Origin of the sequence: Streptomyces sp. UG1, assembly GCF_049974585.1 — a bacterium.
Lineage (GTDB): Bacteria > Actinomycetota > Actinomycetes > Streptomycetales > Streptomycetaceae > Streptomyces.
Map to the genome: position 1 here is coordinate 1 of NZ_JBNGGG010000013.1, position 17,315 is coordinate 17,315.

The following is a 17,315-nucleotide window of genomic DNA, read 5'->3' on the forward strand; positions in this document are numbered from 1 at the left end:
ACCACCGTCACCGGCCCCCAGGTACAGCCGCCGTCGAGGGACCGTCTGAGGACGACATCGATGTCACCGGAGTCGCCGTCGAGCAGTGCCGCCGGCTCACCGAGGCCCGGCGGGAGAACGAATGGCGCCGGCTGCGGGGAGCCGGCATGACGCGGGCCGTCCTCCTCAGCGCCTGGCTCGGCCTGCTCGGGGTGGGGGCCAAGAACGCCCGGTTCACCTCAGGGTTCGGTGAACCGGCCTGGCGCAGGAAGTACGTGTACGAAGGCTGCCGTCCCCAGCCCCCCGCTTCGGAGCTTAAGGGGCCTTGTCGTCAAACGCCGGACGGGTTGGTGAGTCAGTCCCTCCGGCGTTTGAGGAGCGGGAGTCCAGAGGGCGGCGGGACGGAATAAGGCATGGAGGTCGGGTCAGGAATCGAGAAGCGCCGCAGGGCGGCCGCGGCTAGCGTGACGGGCATGGACATCAGCATTCACGCCAGTTTTCTTCCGCACGACGACCCGGACGCCTGCCTGGCCTTCTACCGCGACGCCCTCGGCTTCGAGGTCCGTACCGACGTCGGGCAGGGCAAGATGCGCTGGATCACGGTCGGCCCCGTCGGCCAGCCGGGCACGTCCATCCTGCTCGCGCCGCCCGCCGCCGACCCCGGCATCACCGACGACGAGCGTCGCGTCATCGCCGAGATGATGGCCAAGGGCACCTACGGCTGGATCCTGCTGGCCACCGGCAATGTCGACGACACCTTCGAGAAGGTGCAGGCCAGCGGCGCAGAGGTGGTCCAGGAGCCCACCGACCAGCCGTACGGCATCCGCGACTGCGCCTTCCGCGACCCCGCGGGCAACATGGTCCGGATCCAGGAGCGGGGCTGACGATGACCGAGTCGCACATCGCCGACAGCCACGACCTGATCCGTGTGCACGGCGCCCGGGAGAACAACCTCAAGGACGTCAGCATAGAGATCCCGAAACGCCGGCTGACCGTGTTCACCGGTGTATCGGGTTCCGGCAAGAGCTCGCTCGTCTTCGACACCATCGCCGCCGAGTCGCAGCGGCTGATCAACGAGACCTACAGCGCGTTCCTGCAGGGCTTCATGCCCAATCTCGCGCGGCCCGAGGTCGACGTACTGGACGGCCTGACCACCGCGATCACCGTCGACCAGCAGCGCATGGGCTCCGACCCGCGCTCCACCGTCGGCACCGCAACCGACGCCAACGCGATGCTGCGCATCCTCTTCAGCCGGCTCGGCGAGCCGCACATCGGCCCGCCCGCCGCGTACTCCTTCAACGTCGCCTCGGTCTCCGCGAGCGGCGGCCTGACCGTGGACCGCGGTGCCGACAAGACCAAGACCGAGAAGGTCACCTTCAGCCGCACCGGTGGCATGTGCACGCACTGCGAGGGGCGGGGGCGGGTCTCCGACATCGACCTGGCCCAGCTCTTCGACGACTCGAAGTCGCTGTCCGAGGATCCGTTCACCATCCCCACCTACACGGGGGACGGGTGGGTCGTGCGGGTCATCGCCGAGTCCGGGTTCTTCGACAAGGACAAGCCGATCCGGGAGTACAGCAAGAAGGAGCGGCACGACTTCCTCTATCGCGAGCCCACCAAGGTGAAGATCAACGGGGTCAACCTCACCTACGAGGGACTGATCCCCAAGCTGCAGAAGACCTTCCTTTCCAAGGACCGCGAGTCGATGCAGCCGCACATCCGGGCCTTCGTGGACCGCGCGGTCACCTTCGCCGAATGTCCCGACTGCGACGGCACCCGGCTCAGCGAGCTGGCCCGCTCCTCGAAGATCGGCAAGATCAACATCGCCGACGCCTGCGAGATGGAGATCCGCGACCTGGCCGAATGGGTCCGCGCGCTCGACGAGCCGTCGGTCGCGCCGCTGCTCGCCAAGCTCCAGCACTCCCTCGACTCGTTCGTGGAGATCGGACTCGGCTATCTCTCCCTCGACCGGGCCTCCGGCACGCTCTCCGGCGGTGAGGCGCAGCGCACCAAGATGATCCGCCACCTCGGTTCCTCGCTCACGGATGTGACGTACGTCTTCGACGAGCCCACCATCGGTCTGCACCCGCACGACATCCAGCGCATGAACAACCTGCTGCTGCGGCTGCGCGACAAGGGCAACACCGTGCTCGTGGTGGAGCACAAGCCGGAGACGATCGCCATCGCCGACCATGTGGTGGACCTCGGCCCCGGCGCGGGCACCGCGGGCGGCACCGTCTGCTTCGAGGGCAGCCTCGACGGGCTGCGGGCGAGCGACACCGTCACCGGACGCCACCTCGACGACCGGGCCGCGCTCAAGGACACCGTCCGCAAGGCGACCGGGCAATTGGAGATCCGCGGCGCCACCGCCAACAACCTCCAGAGCGTCGACGTCGACATCCCGCTCGGCGTGCTCTGCGTCGTCACCGGCGTCGCCGGCTCCGGCAAGAGCTCGCTCATCCACGGCTCCATCCCGGCGCCGGAAGGCGTCATCTCGGTCGACCAGACCCCGATCCGCGGCTCGCGGCGCAGCAACCCGGCGACGTACACCGGACTGCTCGAGCCGATCCGCAAGGCGTTCGCCAAGGCCAACGGCGTCAAGCCGGCCCTGTTCAGCCCCAACTCCGAGGGCGCCTGCCCCACCTGCAACGGCGCCGGGGTCATCTACACCGATCTGGCGATCATGCAGAGCGTCGCCACCACCTGCGAGGACTGCGAGGGCAAGCGGTTCGACGCGTCGGTCCTCGAGTACCACCTCGGCGGACGGGACATCAGCGAGGTGCTGGCGATGTCGGTGGCCGAGGCGGAGGAGTTCTTCCGCGCGGGCGAGGCGCGCATCCCGGCCGCGCACAAGATCATCGAGCGGATGGCGGACGTCGGACTCGGCTACCTCACCCTCGGCCAGCCGCTGACCACGCTGTCCGGCGGTGAGCGCCAGCGGCTGAAACTGGCCGTGCACATGGCCGGCAAGGGCGGCGTCTACGTCCTCGACGAGCCGACCACCGGCCTCCACCTCGCCGACGTCGAGCAGCTTCTCGGCCTGCTGGACCGGCTGGTCGACTCCGGCAAGTCGGTCATCGTCATCGAGCACCACCAGGCCGTCATGGCGCACGCCGACTGGATCATCGACCTCGGGCCCGGCGCCGGTCACGACGGCGGCCGGATCGTGTTCGAGGGCACCCCCGCCGACCTCGTCGCCGAGCGCTCCACCCTCACCGGTGAGCACCTCGCGGCCTACGTCGGCGGCTGACGGCGATGTGTCTCGCCTCCGCACCGGTGATGGCCCTGCTCTCGTCCCGCTCCCGCCAGACGCGGGAGTGGACGAGGTGGGAGGGGCTTGGGGAAGATGCGGGTGTGCCGTCCAGCCGGTCCAGCCAGTCGACGCCCGAGGAACAGCGCCTGCGCACGCTCGTCGCGCTGCGCCGGGTCCGTGACCGGATGGACCGGGAGTACGCGCAGCCGCTGGACGTCGAGGCGCTCGCCCGGGGCGTGCACATGTCGGCCGGGCACCTCAGCCGCGAGTTCCGGGCCGCCTACGGCGAGTCGCCGTACGGCTACCTCATGACACGGCGCATCGAGCGCGCGATGGCGCTGCTGCGCCGGGGCGACCTCAGCGTCACCGAGGTGTGCTTCACGGTGGGCTGTTCCTCGCTGGGCACCTTCAGCACCCGGTTCACGGAGCTGGTCGGCATGTCGCCGAGTGCCTACCGGCGCCAGGAGGCGGACACGACGGAAGGGATGCCGTCGTGTGTGGCGAAACAGGTGACCAGACCGCTCAGGAACCGCCCGGCGCCGTTCAGCCTGGCGGCCGCGGTCAACGGAGCGGTGCCGGCCACCGAGCCACAGCGGTAGGCACGACCCATGGGCCGGGCTACGGCAGGGTCCGCCGGTAGTCGCCGTAGGAGACCGTGACGGATCCGCTCCGGCGTCTGACGCGTGGCGAGACGTACATGCCGTCGCCGGGCGTGTTGGAGTCGCCGGTGAGGAGATGCGCGGTCCGCACCAGACGGGACCACCGCGCTCTGACGAACCCTTGGAACTGGGCCTCGTGTTCGGCCTGCATCAAGCACCCTCCCTCGCCCTCCAGACCGCCGATGCCGGGGAAACCGCGGAAACGGTTGCCCGGCCCGCCCGACTCGTTTCGAATGGGGCCGTGGACAGCGACGAGCAGTGGAACGAGAGCGATGCGGGGATCCTCAGACTCCCCTCCGGGCGCCTGATCCGGGGCCGCGGCCTGCGCCGCCCCCTCGAACCGGGGGCGCGGACCCCGTCGTACGGCGTCTACCTCCTGGGCAAGCCGCCCCCGGAGGTCCCCTGGGCCTCCCACTGGATCCGCTGGCCCGACTTCCGCCTCCCGGCCGACCGCGAGGCCGCCCGCGCCGCCCTCGCCGAGGCATGGCAGCGGGCCGCCGCCGAACGCGTGGAGATCGCGTGCGGCGGCGGCCGGGGGCGTACGGGAACCGCGCTGGCGTGTCTGGCGGTGCTGGACGGCGTGCCGGCCGAGGACGCCGTGGACTTCGTACGGCGGAACTACGACCGGCACGCCGTGGAGACACCGTGGCAGCGCGGGTACGTGCGGCGCTTCAGGTGAGCGTCTGAGCCAGGAACTCGGTGGCCTTCACGATCAGGGCGTGGTCGTACTCGGCGTCCTGCTCGGGCCGTGTCGTCTGGACCGCCAGGACGAGCGGGGTGCCGTCCTCGGTCCAGGCGATGCCCACGTCGTTGTTGGCGCCGTAGGAGCCGCCGCCGGTCTTGTCGGCGATCGCCCAGGTCGGGGGCAGCGCCGCGCGGAAGCGGTTGACGCTGGTGGTGTTGTTGAGCAGCCAGTGGGTCAGCAGCTCGCGGTCGGGGCGGTTCAGGGTGTTGCCGAGGACCAGGCGGGCGTAGCTGCGGCCGATCGCGCGCGGGCTGGTGGTGTCCGTGACGCGCCACGGCTCCGCCGAGTTCAGCTCGGTCTCCCAGCGGTCGAGGCGGGTCACCGGGTCGCCGATCGAGCGGGCGAAGCGGGTGATGGCGGTGGGGCCGCCGAGTTCGCGCAGCAGGAGGTTGCCCGCCGTGTTGTCGCTGAACCGGATGGCCGCGTCGGCGAGTTCGCCGACGGTCATGCCGGTCGCCAGATTCTTCTCGGTCTTCGGGGAGTAGGCCACCAGGTCGTCCGCCGTGTAGTGGATCCGCTTGGCGAGCACCTCGCCGTTCCGGTCCAGGTCGCGCAGGACGGCCGCGGCGGCCAGGGGCTTGAACAGCGAGCAGATCGGGAAGCGCTCGTCGGCACGGTGGGTGACGGTCTTCTTCGTCCGGACGTTGTACGCGAACACGCCCAGACGTGCGCCGTGCTGCCGCTCCAGTTCACGGAGGCGGTCGGTGGTGGCGTGGGCGGGGGCGCCGGTGAGAAGCGCGGCGGCGGTGGCGGTGCCTGCGGTGAGCAGGGTGCGTCGGCCTAAGATCTCGGACTCCTTCGCTCGGATTTCGTCTGGTGGATTTCGTCTGACGGGTGGTGACGATCTCTGCAGTGATCGACGCCGTACGTCATTCCTTGGTTGCAGCGCCGTAGACCATCGGCCGACAGCGCGGTGCGCACGCCCTCGCCACAGTGGCCGTATGGAGAACACCAAGGGGATCAGCCGGGCACGATTTCTCGCGGGGGCGGCGGCCGTCGGACTGGCGGGGGCGGTGCTGCCCGCGGGGCAGGCAGGGGCGACCGGGACAGGGCGAGGGCTGCGGCACCGGGGCGTCGTCTACACCGTCGGCGCGGGCGAGACGCCCGGCACCGCGTGGAGCGCCGCCCGGATGCGCCGGGACATCCGCGTCATCCGCGACGAGCTGCACGCCGACACAGTCGACGTCACCGGCGACGGCGTCGACCGCCTCACCGCCACCGCCGCCGAGGCCGCCGAACGCGGGCTGCACGTCTGGCTCCAGCCGACCCTCGGAGACGTGCCGGAGCGGGAGATCCTGGACTCGATCGCCGAGTGCGGCCGGTTCGCGGAGCGGCTGCGCCGGCAGGGCGCGAGCGTCGACTTCAGCGTGGGCTGCGAGTTCTGGCTGTTCGTGCCGGGGATCGTCCCGGGCGAGACGGTGCTGGAACGCGTCGAGAACCTCCTGATGGGCACGGTCGACATGGCGAGGATGCAGCGCCGCCTGGCCCGCTTCACCGCGAAGGCGGCGGCGGTCGGCCGCGACGTCTTCCACGGCAAGCTGAGCTACGCCGCCGCCCAGGACGAGGAGTTCGAACCGGTCGACTGGACCCTCTTCGACGTCATCGGCATCGACTACTACTCCTACTCCCGCCATCACCGCGACTACGTCCGCGACCTGCGCCGCTACCAGCGCTGGGGCAAGCCCCTGGCCATCACCGAGTTCGGCACCTGCGCCTACGTCGGCGCCCCCGCGACGGCCGGCATGGGCTGGAACATCGTCGACTACACGAAGGAGCCCAACGAGATCAAGGGCGACCCGGTGCGCAGCGAGCGCACCCAGGCCGCCTACCTGACCGATCTCCTGGGGGTCTTCGAGTCGATGGGCCTCTACGCGGCGATGGCCTTCGAGTTCGTCACCCCGGACGCCCCGCACCGCCCCGACAGCCCCCGCTACGACCTGGACCTGGCGAGCTACGCCATCACCAAGCCGATCAAGGACCGCCCGGACGACCCGGCGTCGGACTGGCACTGGGAGCCGAAGGAGGCGTTCCACGCGCTGGCCCGGCAGTACCGCAGGTGCGGTCAGTCGCAGTAGAGGTCCCGGGCGGGTCGCTTCCCGGTCGCCAGGAACCGGGAAACCACCGCATCCCCGCACGCGTTGCCGTTCTCCAGATAGGCGCCATGCCCCGTGGAGTTCACGGTGACCATGACGGCACGCCTGCCGAGGGCCTCGCGCATCTTCAGGGCGCCGCTCAGTGGCGTGGCCACGTCCCGCTCGTTCTGCACCATCAGGATGTTGGACGGCCCACGGTCGGTCACCCGGGGCGGCGCCTCGCTCGGCTGCCACGGCCACGCGGCGCACACCATCGCGTTCCTCGGCATGCCGGCGGTCAGCGGATACTTGGCCCGGCTCTCGGCGACGCCCTTCTCGTACACCGCGGCAGACCTGGGCCAGGCGGCGTCGTTGCAGATGGTGGCGGCGCCGACCGCGGTGTAGTTCTGCACCGCCGCCTCCGGCGGGCTCTGCGGCGCGGGCGGCAGTGTGCCCTTCTCGGCGGCGAGGATCAGCTTCGCGAGCACCGGGTAGTCCTCGGGGTCGTACAGGCTGTCCAGCATCGTCTGGCGCAGCACGTTGCCGTTCAGCTCCGCCGGGTTGGCTCCGGGCCAGGGGAGCGGCTCGCGGTCCAGGCGGGCGGCGAGGCGCAGGAACGCCGAGCGCACCTCGGCCGGCGTGTCTGCGACGCGGTCCGGATTGCCGGACCTGGACGCCCACTTGGCGAACTCGGGGAAGTTGTCCTCAACGCCCGCCTCGAACGCCTCGAGCCAGGCGCGCTCCGCCCGCACGGGGTCGGGGTTGTCGTTGCTGTCCAGCACGATCCGGTCGGTGCGGTGCGGGAACAGCTCGGCGAACGTGCTGCCGACGTAGGTGCCGTACGAGTCGCCCCAGGCGGACAGCTTGCGCTCCCCGAGCGCTGCCCGGATGCTGTCGATGTCGCGGGCGTTGTTCTTGGTGCTGATGTGTTTCATCAGCTCACCGCCGTTGCGCGCACAGGCATCCGAGATGCGCCGGGCGGTGGCCATGTTCTCGGTGACGGAGCCGTCCGGGGCCGGCCAGGGGCGCAGTGCTGTGCGGGAGAGGTCCTGGTGCTCGACGTCGCAACTGACCGGCGCGGAGGGCGCGTTGCCGCGCGGCGCGAACCCGATCAGGTCATAGGCGTCCCGCACCTTCTTGGGCAGCCGCTGCCCCTTGTCCGAGGGCTCGGCGAGACTGTCCCCGCCGGGGCCTCCGGCGATGATCAGCAACGCCCCCCGCCGCGCCGACGGCTTCTCGCTGAGTATCCGGGAGACGGCGAGGTCGATCCTCGGACCGCCGGGGTCGGCGTAGTCCATCGGCACGGACACGGTCGTGCACTGCTGGCGCGGATCGAGCCCGTCACCCTCGCACTTGGTCCACTTCAGCGGCGCGGGCGCGCCGGCGGCGGACGCGGTGAGCGGGGTGACGACTCCGAAGACGACTCCGGAGGCGGCGGCGATCAGGGCGGCACTCTTCGTGATCTGATTCATGCAAGCAGCCTGACGGATGGTGACGCTGTGTCACATCCGGGCAACTCCCGTATCTCCCCTGGGGATTACCCCCATACGAACCACTAGGTCAGCCCCAGCACCATGATGAGCCGGTCCTCCCCGGGGCCGAGGTAGTTCCGGCGCACACCTCCCTCGGCGGCGAACCCCAGGGACCGGTACAGCATGATCGCCGCGGCGTTCTCCGGCTCGACGGTCAGCCGCACCTCGTGGACCCGCTCCCTGCGCAGCTCCCGCAGCACCTCCAGCATCAGCCGCTTGCCCAGCCCCCGCCCCCGCCGGTCGGCGCTGACGGCCAGGCTCAGCACCCAGCACACATAGCCGTCCGAGGTGGTCACGAAGAGGACATAGCCGTGCAGGCACTCGCCGTCGTCGAGGACGAGGACCCGGTCGCCGTGCACGTCGAGGTGCTGGCGCAGCACGAAGTACGGGTACGGGTCGTCCGGGAAGACCTCCCTGTCCACGCGGAGCAGCTCGGGCAGGTCCGCGTCCGTGACGCCCCTCATCGTCAGCGGGCGATCGCCGCTGTCGGCGAAGAACGCCTGGTCGGAGCGGCCACCCAGAACGGGGAAACGTTCCTCCGGCACAGCCATCAACTGCCCCCTATGTGATGGAATGGAGGCCCATCTTGAGCAGGGCGATCCGGCGGTTCAAGAGTGCGAGTCGCTTTTGCCTCGACGCGCTCCCAGTGCGCCTTCCTTCTTTGGTACCGTGACAGAATGACCCAGAGATCGTCGGGGGGCGTCCAGTTGAAGAACGCAGAGGTGAGCTGGGCGGCGTTCGACCCGATCGCCTACGTTGACAACAACTACCGCGACTTGCAGGCAGAGGACGCGGAGATCCTGCACATGGTGCGGGATCATTTCGGCGATCATTTCCAGAAGCAGGGCGGCGGCCCCGTTTCCGGTATCGATGTCGGCGCCGGTGCCAATCTCTATCCCGCACTCGCCATGCTGCCGTGGTGCGAGGAGATCACCCTCTTCGAGCGCTCACCCTCGAACGTCGACTACCTCAGGGGCCAGGTCGACTCCTACGACCGCAACTGGGACCAGTTCTGGGACGCCCTGTGCGAGCACGACGCCTACAACTCCCTTGGCATGGACCCGCGGGAGAGGTTCGGCAAGGTCGTCTCCGTCGAACAGGGCGACCTCTTCGACCTCGCGCGGTACGAGGGGCGGTGGTCCATGGGGACCATGTTCTTCGTCGCCGAGTCGATGACCACGTCCCACCAGGAGTTCCGGCTCGGCGTCGAGCGTTTCATGCGCGCCCTGGCCCCGGGGGCGCCCTTCGCCGCGGCCTTCATGGAACATTCGAAGGGTTATCACGCGGGTGAGCATTTCTTCCCGGCGTGTGACGTGGGAGAATCGGAGGTCCGCGCGAGCCTTGAGGTGTTCGTGGGTGACCTCAAGGTGCAGCGACTCGAATCCGAGGCCGAAGTGCGCGACGGATATTCCGGAATGATCGTCGCCTACGGCTGGCGCGGCACTTCGGCGTTTTCACAGTGAATCACCGAATCACTGAATCAGTGAATCAATGAGACAGTGAATCTTCACAACAGAAGAGGGATATTCCTCGACTGATGGCAGTGCGGCCTGTGTGAGGGGCATGGGATGCAGATCAAGCCACGCCAGCATCTGCTGGACATCTGGCAGGGAGTCGCCCGCCACTCTTTCGACGGGGGAGAGTGGGAGTGGGGCGAATGGGGCGGAAGGAGCAGTGTGGCCGACGCCGAGCGGCTGCTCTGCCTGCTGTACCCGGCAACCGAGATCCCCGCGTTCCGGCTCGACGACCCCGACACCACCCAGGAGGACGTCCAGCAGGCACTGAAGAAGGCGGGCGGGCGGCTGGACCTCCCGGTCAACCTCGTCGAGGTCGCGGCCGAGTTCATGCGGACGCACACCGGCGACGACAAGCGGCCCACCTTCGCCGGGGGCTACTACTTCGGCTCGGCCGACAAGACCAAGGAGCTGACCGAGGAACAACGCCAGGTCGGCGTGGTCGACTCCTTCTCCATGTCGATCACCCTGTGCCTGGCCACCCTCGGCTTCCTCAAGGTCTACGAGACCCGGACCCGGCGCTCCGACGTCCAGGAGACCATCGCCGAACTGCGCCAGGCCACCAGCAACCGGCTCACCGCCGCCATGGTGAGCCTGCTGCGCTCCTTCGTCGTCAACGTCTTCGACACCGACGCCCCCCAGGGCCGTACCCTCACCGAACTCCTCGGCCAGGGACGGATGTCGCAGCGGCAGGTCCTGAACAAGTTCCAGGACCGCTTCCGCGCGCTGCGCGCGGCCCTGGTCGAGAGCGTCTTCCTCGGCATCGACGTCCAGGAAGGCCTCAAGGACGAGAGCCAGCTCTTCGAGTGCGGCTGGGCGTGGAGCGCGGTGCAGGGCTCCCCCGAGGTCGAGACCAGCGAACCCATCGGGCCGCAGCCCGACGGCATCGCCAAGGACGTGCCGTATCTGTACTTCACGGTGGTCGCCCTCGACGGTATCCAGGACCTGTTCTCCGACCGCACCCTCACCCTCGGCCTGCTCAACACCGAACAGCAAAGGCTCGCCGAGGCGCTGCGGCTGCGGTGGGAGCTGACCCAGCAGTACTGGTCGCGCATCGCCCGCTTCGACGACGACCGCTGGCCCCTGGAGGACATCCCCTGGCGTACGACGGGACAGCGGCTGGAGTCCGAGTACTTCTCCCTCTCCGTCGCCGCCATCCTCGTGCACGACCTGATGCGCCGCCGGGCCACCGACGACGACCTGACCCGCACCGTCGGCATCATGGAGCGCCTCGCCGAGCGCGGCCGTATCACCAGCCGCATGACTCAGGACGACCCGATGGTGCACCAGCTCCACAACGTCGGTGTCGCCCTGCCGCTGCAGGGCAGCGAGCAGCTCGGCCCGCCCATGACCTGGGCCATGACCGACTTCTCCGCGCAGCTGCTGAAGCGCACCGTCCAGCTGTGCACCCTCTCGCGCAACCTCGCCTCGCACGACCGGCTGCTCAGACTGGCCGAGGACATCTTCGACCACATGTGGCGCCGGCGCATCCGCGACGGCGAGGGCGTCGGACTGTGGGACAACGTCCACGCCGCCTACCCCGAGGCGGAGATCCACAAGCGGCGCGTCCCGGTGTCGTGGAGCATCACCGAGCGGGTCACCGAGGTGATGGTCCAGGCCCACGACATGTACCGCCAGCCACCGATCCGCAGCCTCGAACTCACCGAGCTGGCCCGGGCGTTGCTCAGCGAGTCCGCGCACCTGCTGGGCAACGAACAGATGGAACCCGCGCCCTCCGGCGACGGCCGGCACGGGATGCAGCTCAGAAACATCGAGGTCAAGTTGCGCCGCGCCCGCAGCCTCGTGGACGACCAGCCGGGTACGGCCTACGCGTTGACGCTCGACGTGCTGGGACAGCTCGACTCGCTCGCCCGCGCCCGCGAAGCCGCGGACCGGGGAGTGTGAACCGTGCTGATCTTCGCCGCCTCCGACAAAGGGGGCACCGGCCGCTCCGTCACGAGCGCCAACCTCGCCTACCACCGGGCGATGGCCGGGGACGACGTCTGCTACCTGGACTTCGACTTCGGCTCACCCACCGCGGCGGCCGTCTTCGACGTGGCCGACGCCCGCCAGGAGACCGAGGACCGCGGACTGCACGCGTATCTGATAGGCGAGGTCAGCGAACCGGCCCGGATCGACGTCTGGTCCGAGACCGAGCACCAGGTGCTGCGCTTCCCGCCGCCCGGCAGCGGCCGGCTGGTGCTGATGCCCGGCGACGTCAGCGGCGGCGAGTTCGCCATCAGCGGCGACAACCTGCGCCGCTGCGTCGACCTGCTGATGACGCTCTACTACGAGTTCGACCTGGTCGTCGTCGACCTCAGCGCCGGCCGCTCCTACGCCGTCGACATGGTCCTGGAGGCCACCGCACGGCCCGAGATGCGCGAGGTCACGGCCCGCTGGCTGGTCTTCCACCGCTGGACCCGCCAGCATGTCGCCGCCGCCGCGAGCCTGGTCTTCGGCAAGCGCGGCATCGTCGCCGGCGGAGCCGAACGCGGCCATGACGCGGAGGAGCTGCGGGCCGCGATCCGTTTCGTACGGGCCGCCGTACCCGACCCCGAATCGCCGCTGTGGTCGCAGGTCTCGCCCACCCAGTCGGCGTGGATGCGCAAGACCGACGGCGACCTCAAGCAGCTCGCCTCCACCCAGGGCATCGGCTTCAGCCAGGTCCTCGGCTCCGTACCGCTCGAACCGGTCCTGCAGTGGCGGGAACAGCTCATCACCGACGAGGACGTGCTGGACAGCCAGATCGCCAACCAGGAGACCTGGCAGGCGCTGAGCCAGCTCGCCGCGCGGCTCACCGACGACAAGTACTGGGAGCAGGCGTGAGCGAAGCCGTGTTCCAGGAGACCACCGCTCAGCCGCGCACCCAGTCCGTGCCGCTGGCCCATCTCTCGCTCGAACTCGGCCACCTCTACATGGAGGACTTCGAGGCGGGCCCCAAGAAGCTGGGCGAGCACTTCGCGGAGGTACGGCCCTGGGTGGACGCCGCGAGCGCCTCGGCGGCCCGCCGCAGCAAGCGCCCCCGCATCAGCACCTGCTTCCTCGTCGACGACTACTTCACCCGCTTCTCCACCCCCGCCGAGCTGATCCCGATGGTCCTCAAGGAGGCGGAGAAGGCGGGCCTGGTCATCGACTACCTGGCCCGCGAGTCGGGCTGCGCGGTCGCCGACCGCGTCGAACTCGCGGAATCCGTCATGCACCGGCTGGTCGAGTCACCGCCACCGGGCAGCTACGGCTCCCGCCCGCCCGTCAGCCAGACCGGCTGGCTCGCCAACGGCCAGCGCACCCCCTCGACGTCCCGCAGCGCCCTCGGCGAGGTCAAGGGCTGGGAGCCGCCCCAGGAGACGGCCGCCCGCAACCACTCCGTCTTCATGGACGTGGAGCTGTGGTCCGAGAAGGACGGACGGCGCCTGTGGTCCTGCCCGTTCCTGGCCGCCGTATGGCAACTGGCCAGGCTCGGCCTGTTACGGCACCTCGGCGAGCCCGTGCTGGTGCCGAAGGAGTGGGACGGCGGGGACTTCCCGCACGAATGGGACCGGCTGCCACCGCTGATCAAGCTCACCGACACCAAGGCCGCCTTCAGCGCGTACCGCACCTGCAGCCTGGTGCCGAACCGCTTCATCGCCGTCGAGGACGCCGTACGCCTCATCCTCGACCAGATAGACGTCGACGCCGGCGCCCTCAAGCAGGTCGCCGAGCGGTCCGCGGGCGAGGGGATGCCGGTGCCCGCGGCCGTCGCACAGCGCGCCACCTACGTCTTCTACGAGGAGCCCGCGGACTCCTCCGAGGCCGAGGAGACCTGAGATGACGGCGGCCCACGGACAGCCGGCGCGTTCGGTCCTCGCCTGCGGCGAGGTGCGCACCTGTCTGCTGCCGTCCTTCCAGGCGCTGGACGCCCGCGCCGCCGCCCAACTGCTCAGACTGCGCGTCGACGAACCCGTCCGGGTCTCCGAACGGCCCTCCCTGCACGCCCTGTCCCCCGAGATCCTGACCGGAGTGGACTGCCGGCTGCCCGCCTCCAACGGCTCCAAGGTCAGGGCCGTCGGTACGGTGGCCGCGCGCGCGGCGCTGACCGAGGGCCGGCTGCTGCAGTCGACGGCGTACTTCAGCCTCCCCGCCGCCGGACCCGACATGCGCCGCCCCTGGGGCCAGTACCTCGTACGCCCCGGCCTGGTGGAGCCCTTCGGCAAGCTGCCCCAGCAGGCCACGGCAGAAGGCGTGCTGCGCGGGGCACGGCGTGGTGAGCTGGACCTGGGGATGATCGCCGAGGGCCTGCTGGCCGGGCTGCGCCGCCATGCGCTGCTGGATCGCCGGGTGCCCTTCAAGTCCAGCCCCACCAGGCTGCGTTGGGTCGCGCGGCGCACTTTTGACGGCGAGCGGGCGGCGCTGGTGAACTTCACGCTGGCCGAAGGCGGCCTGCGCACCATGGAGCTACGGCTGCCGGAGCACATCCCGGCCGCAGCGGCGGCGGGCCTCTGCGAGGATCTCGCCCTGCACGACTGGCTTTTGACGACCGTTCAGCACATGCTGGACAACAGCAGGCTCGGCGCGGCGGACGGGCCTTCCGTCATCGAGGCGCTGCACCCGGTCGTCGTACATCTGCTGCACCTGTGGATGCCACGCGCGCACGTGGACCCCGCGCTGGGGCACCTGTGGGACGTGCTGGAAGACAAACCCGGCTTCTCCCGGCAGTGGGAGAACCTGAGCCGGCGCATCAGAGACCGACTGGCCCTCCAGGCCGTGGCGACGACGCCGCAGCAGGCGCTCAGCGACGCGCGCTGAGGGGCGGCACCCGAACCGGACGAACCGGATACCCGACGGGGGATGAGACATGAGCGGAGCGTCATTAGGAGCGGGAAACAACAACGGAGGAGCCGGGGCCCGGACTCATCACCCCCGCAGGCCGAAGGTCCTGCTGAGAGTGGCGGTGGCGGGCCTGGCCGGCGCCGCGACCTTCGTCCTGAGCGGTCTGCTGAACCAGGAGGACGACAACCTGTGGGAGTGGACGATGTCCATCGTCCTCGGCTGCGCGGTGCTGATCGTGCAGTACCTGGTGGACTTCGGCGAGCGCTTCGAGAAGGTCGACCGGCGCTTCGCCGAGATCATCGCCGCGACGGAGCTGTTCAGCCAGGTCGACGGTTCCGTACTGCGCTCCGACGAGGTGACCCGGCTGGTCCTCGGCTACACCAAGGTGGGTGAGAAGGGCGGCGACATCGTGCAGGCCTTCGCCGAGAAGGAGCTGGGCCGCCTCGCCAAGACGATGGAAGGGCTCGGCAGCGGCAGCGCGGACTGCCCCGGCGAGAACCACGAGTGGCTGATCGACATCACCGACTGCGTCAAGATGACCCTCGACGCCACCAGCACCTCGGTGGACCGCGAGTTCTGGACCAGCGGACCCGCCGAGCGGTACCTCGCCGCGCAGGAGAAGGCGATCAGGCGGCGGGGCGTGGAGATCCGGCGCCTGTTCGTCGTGGCGGATCCGCAGGAGGTCACTCCGGAGCTGAGGGCACTGTGCGAGAGCCACCGCAGGCGCGGTATCGAGGCGCGCATAGCGGTCCGGTCGCTGATGGAGTCCAACCCCACGGTGAACGACTTCATCATCTTCGACGGCGAGCTGTGCTACGAGACCAAGCCGGATCTCCAGGCCAACCCCGACGGGACCTGGCTGCGGGCCGAGCCGGAGCATGTCGAGGACCGGGTCAGCCAGTTCACCGAACTGTGGGCGGAGTCGGGGCGGCAGCCGGAGCCGGTCCCGACGGTCACGCCGGCCCAGTAAATGGTGATCTGCTCGATCTTGTGAACCCTGTCCGCTGTGGGACTCGGGCCGGCTCCGTTGTTGCCGGTGTTCACCCAGCTCACGCCGGAAATGGCGACGTTCATGGTGCCGGCGTTGGCGAAGCAGGAATCGGGACCGTCGGTCTCGAAGGAGAGGAACTCGCCGTACGTGCGAGGGTGCACCCGGTTGATGGCCTGAAACAGGATGAATTGCATTGCGAGGTCACTCGAAGCGGGGGCCTGCTCGCGAAGACCAGATACATCGATTGTTCTCGGCGATGCGTGAGGGGTGGGCGAGGCAGCAGGCGGCTCGGGTCCTGCAGAAGGACACGATCGGATCGCGACTGTGACTGGTCGAGCGGATGGGCGAATTCACGGGGCTGTATCCGTGGCAGTGGACGCCGGCGGACGGTGAGGCGTTCATTGCTGATCTGCGGAGCGGGCCGAAGCCGATCCAGCTTTCCACGGCTCGTACACGGTACGGCTGGGTGGAGTTGTGCCTGGAGCGGTTCGGCGAGGCACCTCAGGAGGTCTTCCATGAGGGCAACTCGGTGCTGCATCCGCTCGGCGCCGGAGTTCGACCGCTTCGGAAGCATGACGGTCCGGTACGGCAAGTCGTCCAAGGGGGCTCCGCCCAAACGCCGGTCGGTACTGCTGGCGCCGGAGATGGACTGGGTGGTCGACGTCCTGGGCGAGTGGAGCGAGGAGATCCGGCCCGCCTTTTCACCGGGCCGGCATCCGGCGCCGTGGGTGACTGAGCGGGTGGGGCGCCTTTCACCTCGTTCGATCAATGAGGCGTTCGTTGCGGCCCGGACCGACGGCCGTCTGGACGAGGCCGCAAGCCTTGCCGGGAAGACATCCCTCCCTCTGCGGCGCGGATCAGCGCTGCGATCCGGATTCGGCCGCGGACAACCCCTCCGGTGCCGTGCCCTCGGTGATGCTCAGGTCCTGGGTTCCTATGACGGACAGCAGTTCCAGCTGCTCGGCTCCCCGGCTTCCGGGCGGCGCGGTGAACCACAGCAGGCGTTGGCGTCCGTCCTCGCTGAGCAGGTTGTAGCAGTCGAGTTCGATGACGCCGAGCGTGGGGTGGACGATCTTCTTGTGGTCCATGCGGCGCACCGCGACGTCGTGGGTGTCCCAGAGGGCTGCGAACTCCCGGCTACGGCGGCGTAGCACGGCGATCATCTTCGTGACCTCCGCGTCCCGGCCGCGGCGGGCAGCCGCTGCCTGGAGGTCGGCCACGAACACCCGGGAGTGGTGCGGGTGATCCTCGGGCGGGTACCTGTCGCGCGCGTGCGGGTCGGTGAACCAGCGGTACACGAAGCTCGCCGTCGGGCCGCGGTATGCCGGGGACGTGCCGAGCAGGTTCCGAGCCAGGTCGTTCTCCACCAGGGTTTCGTGCAGGTCGGTGATGACGCGCGCGGGGGTGTTGGACAGCCGGTCCAACAGTCCGAGAAGCGCGGGCTGCACATGTGCCGACGGTCCGTGTGCCGACGGGGGTATCGGCCGTTCGGCCAGGTGGAACAAGTGGTCGCGCTCGTCGCCGTTCAGGCGCAGGGCTCGGGCGACGGCGGCCAGGGTCTGGGCCGAGGGCTGCACGCCGTTCTTTGCGCTGCCGCGTTCCAACTCGGTGTAGTAGTCGGCTGACAGCCCTGCCAGCTGGGCGACTTCCTCGCGGCGCAGCCCGGGGACGCGCCGGCGCGGGCCTTGGGGGAGACCGACCTCGGCGGGGCGGATGCGGTCGCGGCGTGTCCTGAGGAAGGCGCCGAGTTCTGGAAGGTTCACC

At 69.6% G+C, this 17,315-nt stretch carries 16 protein-coding genes and 1 pseudogene; 11 read left to right on the forward strand and 6 right to left on the reverse strand.

The features are described 5' to 3' along the window. The first annotated feature begins 452 nt into the window (after window positions 1-452). The 3 genes from ACP4J3_RS16180 to ACP4J3_RS16190 all read left to right on the forward strand — a co-directional run bounded on the left by ACP4J3_RS16180 (window position 453) and on the right by ACP4J3_RS16190 (window position 3,831). Window positions 453-863: a VOC family protein gene (locus ACP4J3_RS16180; protein ID WP_426534816.1), complete on the forward strand. Its 411-nt coding sequence runs from the start codon at window positions 453-455 to the stop codon at window positions 861-863. A gap of 2 nt (window positions 864-865) precedes the next feature. Continuing rightward, a complete protein-coding gene (locus ACP4J3_RS16185) occupies window positions 866-3,229 on the forward strand; it encodes an ATP-binding cassette domain-containing protein (protein WP_426534818.1) in 2,364 nt (787 codons plus the stop codon). Window positions 3,230-3,417: 188 nt separating this feature from the next. Further along, window positions 3,418-3,831, forward strand: coding sequence for a helix-turn-helix transcriptional regulator (locus ACP4J3_RS16190; RefSeq protein WP_426535203.1), 414 nt, complete (start codon window positions 3,418-3,420; stop codon window positions 3,829-3,831). 19 nt (window positions 3,832-3,850) lie between these two features. Here ACP4J3_RS16190 and ACP4J3_RS16195 read toward each other — a convergent pair whose 3' ends face one another. Beyond that, a complete protein-coding gene (locus tag ACP4J3_RS16195) occupies window positions 3,851-4,042 on the reverse strand; it encodes a hypothetical protein (protein WP_426534820.1) in 192 nt (63 codons plus the stop codon). A gap of 90 nt (window positions 4,043-4,132) precedes the next feature. Here ACP4J3_RS16195 and ACP4J3_RS16200 point away from each other — a divergent pair, with 90 nt between their 5' ends. Continuing rightward, on the forward strand, window positions 4,133-4,570 hold the full coding sequence (locus tag ACP4J3_RS16200) for a protein-tyrosine phosphatase family protein (protein WP_426534822.1): 438 nt from the start codon (window positions 4,133-4,135) through the stop codon (window positions 4,568-4,570). Here the strand turns inward: ACP4J3_RS16200 and bla are convergent. Then, window positions 4,563-5,444: a class A beta-lactamase gene (gene bla / locus ACP4J3_RS16205; protein ID WP_426535205.1), complete on the reverse strand. Its 882-nt coding sequence runs from the start codon at window positions 5,442-5,444 to the stop codon at window positions 4,563-4,565. The genes ACP4J3_RS16200 and bla overlap by 8 nt on opposite strands. A gap of 133 nt (window positions 5,445-5,577) precedes the next feature. Here bla and ACP4J3_RS16210 point away from each other — a divergent pair, with 133 nt between their 5' ends. After that, window positions 5,578-6,711: an abortive phage infection protein gene (locus ACP4J3_RS16210; protein ID WP_426534824.1), complete on the forward strand. Its 1,134-nt coding sequence runs from the start codon at window positions 5,578-5,580 to the stop codon at window positions 6,709-6,711. Here the strand turns inward: ACP4J3_RS16210 and ACP4J3_RS16215 are convergent. Both ACP4J3_RS16215 and ACP4J3_RS16220 read right to left on the reverse strand, forming a co-directional pair. Beyond that, window positions 6,699-8,180 (reverse strand): alpha/beta hydrolase, encoded by a 1,482-nt coding sequence (locus ACP4J3_RS16215; protein ID WP_426534826.1) that lies wholly within the window; start codon window positions 8,178-8,180, stop codon window positions 6,699-6,701. The genes ACP4J3_RS16210 and ACP4J3_RS16215 overlap by 13 nt on opposite strands. Before the next feature lie 83 nt (window positions 8,181-8,263). Continuing rightward, window positions 8,264-8,791 (reverse strand): GNAT family N-acetyltransferase, encoded by a 528-nt coding sequence (locus tag ACP4J3_RS16220; protein WP_426534828.1) that lies wholly within the window; start codon window positions 8,789-8,791, stop codon window positions 8,264-8,266. A 126-nt stretch (window positions 8,792-8,917) separates the two neighbouring features. On the opposite strand from ACP4J3_RS16220, the gene ACP4J3_RS16225 reads away from it, so the two are divergent. From ACP4J3_RS16225 to ACP4J3_RS16250, 6 genes are all read left to right on the forward strand, one after another. After that, entirely contained in the window at window positions 8,918-9,703 is a 786-nt protein-coding gene (locus tag ACP4J3_RS16225; protein ID WP_426534830.1) for an SCO2525 family SAM-dependent methyltransferase, read from the forward strand. Window positions 9,704-9,808: 105 nt separating this feature from the next. After that, window positions 9,809-11,659, forward strand: a complete 1,851-nt coding sequence (locus ACP4J3_RS16230; RefSeq protein ID WP_426534832.1) for an SCO2524 family protein — start codon at window positions 9,809-9,811, stop codon at window positions 11,657-11,659. Between the two features lie 3 nt (window positions 11,660-11,662). Then, window positions 11,663-12,580 (forward strand): SCO2523 family variant P-loop protein, encoded by a 918-nt coding sequence (locus ACP4J3_RS16235; protein WP_426534834.1) that lies wholly within the window; start codon window positions 11,663-11,665, stop codon window positions 12,578-12,580. Then, the gene (locus tag ACP4J3_RS16240) at window positions 12,577-13,557 is read left to right on the forward strand and encodes an SCO2522 family protein (RefSeq protein ID WP_426534836.1); all 981 of its coding nucleotides are present in this window, start codon (window positions 12,577-12,579) and stop codon (window positions 13,555-13,557) included. The genes ACP4J3_RS16235 and ACP4J3_RS16240 overlap by 4 nt, the downstream gene beginning before the upstream one ends. Before the next feature lies 1 nt (window position 13,558). Continuing rightward, on the forward strand, window positions 13,559-14,536 hold the full coding sequence (locus ACP4J3_RS16245; protein WP_426534838.1) for an SCO2521 family protein: 978 nt from the start codon (window positions 13,559-13,561) through the stop codon (window positions 14,534-14,536). A gap of 139 nt (window positions 14,537-14,675) precedes the next feature. Next, window positions 14,676-15,530 (forward strand): DUF6879 family protein, encoded by an 855-nt coding sequence (locus tag ACP4J3_RS16250; protein ID WP_426534840.1) that lies wholly within the window; start codon window positions 14,676-14,678, stop codon window positions 15,528-15,530. 68 nt (window positions 15,531-15,598) lie between these two features. Here the strand turns inward: ACP4J3_RS16250 and ACP4J3_RS16255 are convergent. Further along, window positions 15,599-15,745 (reverse strand): annotated as a pseudogene (locus ACP4J3_RS16255) (beta/gamma crystallin domain-containing protein); the annotation flags it as partial. 663 nt (window positions 15,746-16,408) lie between these two features. Further along, window positions 16,409-17,314 carry a helix-turn-helix transcriptional regulator gene (locus ACP4J3_RS16260; RefSeq protein ID WP_426534842.1) on the reverse strand — a complete coding sequence of 302 codons (906 nt, stop codon included), beginning with the start codon at window positions 17,312-17,314 and terminating at the stop codon, window positions 16,409-16,411. Between the last annotated feature and the right edge of the window lies 1 nt (window position 17,315).

Excerpts from the sequence above, each read along its gene's own strand:
- ACP4J3_RS16225 (WP_426534830.1), top strand. The coding sequence starts at position 8,918 with ATGACCCAGAGATCGTCGGGGGGCGTCCAGTTGAAGAACGCAGAGGTG.
- ACP4J3_RS16195 (WP_426534820.1), bottom strand. The coding sequence starts at position 4,042 with ATGCAGGCCGAACACGAGGCCCAGTTCCAAGGGTTCGTCAGAGCGCGG.
- ACP4J3_RS16230 (WP_426534832.1), top strand. The coding sequence starts at position 9,809 with ATGCAGATCAAGCCACGCCAGCATCTGCTGGACATCTGGCAGGGAGTC.
- ACP4J3_RS16220 (WP_426534828.1), bottom strand. The coding sequence starts at position 8,791 with ATGGCTGTGCCGGAGGAACGTTTCCCCGTTCTGGGTGGCCGCTCCGAC.
- ACP4J3_RS16215 (WP_426534826.1), bottom strand. The coding sequence starts at position 8,180 with ATGAATCAGATCACGAAGAGTGCCGCCCTGATCGCCGCCGCCTCCGGA.
- ACP4J3_RS16190 (WP_426535203.1), top strand. The coding sequence starts at position 3,418 with ATGGACCGGGAGTACGCGCAGCCGCTGGACGTCGAGGCGCTCGCCCGG.
- ACP4J3_RS16210 (WP_426534824.1), top strand. The coding sequence starts at position 5,578 with ATGGAGAACACCAAGGGGATCAGCCGGGCACGATTTCTCGCGGGGGCG.
- ACP4J3_RS16180 (WP_426534816.1), top strand. The coding sequence starts at position 453 with ATGGACATCAGCATTCACGCCAGTTTTCTTCCGCACGACGACCCGGAC.
- ACP4J3_RS16245 (WP_426534838.1), top strand. The coding sequence starts at position 13,559 with ATGACGGCGGCCCACGGACAGCCGGCGCGTTCGGTCCTCGCCTGCGGC.
- ACP4J3_RS16185 (WP_426534818.1), top strand. The coding sequence starts at position 866 with ATGACCGAGTCGCACATCGCCGACAGCCACGACCTGATCCGTGTGCAC.